The following is a 346-nucleotide window of genomic DNA, read 5'->3' as shown; positions in this document are numbered from 1 at the left end:
CGGCGGCGATCGGCAGGAAGCGCATGCGGAGTTTCTCCGAAGCGCCCGCGCCGAACCGGCGCAGGCTTGGCTTCCATTGGACCGGGAGGCCGCCTTCGCAACGTTGCGCTGGCGCAAAGTCGCGAAGGCGCCTGGATCAGCCGCGCGCGGCCTTGGGCGTGAGCCGCGGTTCGACCAGCGCGGGCTTGCTGCTGAGCAGGCCCAGAATCACCTGCATGACCATCGCCAGCGCGCCCAGCAGGAACACCACGTCGCCGAACGTGCGGCCCCAACGCAGGGTCTTGAGCAGGTCCTGCTGCATGAAGGCTTCGCTGCGGGCGTACCACATGCCTTCGCTGACGCTGGC

The 346-nt window shown here is 69.1% G+C and carries 1 protein-coding gene; it reads right to left on the bottom strand.

Features of this window, described 5'->3' with window-relative positions; all coding sequences use genetic code 11:
• Positions 1-136: 136 nt before the first annotated feature.
• Positions 137-346 (bottom strand): hypothetical protein (locus tag RT697_RS07420; protein ID WP_313697804.1); only part of this gene is annotated, 210 nt, incomplete at its 5' end.

This window comes from Achromobacter sp. (assembly GCF_032113835.1).
In the GTDB taxonomy this organism is placed as follows: Bacteria; Pseudomonadota; Gammaproteobacteria; order Burkholderiales; family Burkholderiaceae_B; genus Achromobacter.
This window is presented reverse-complemented; position numbering and strand designations above follow the sequence as displayed.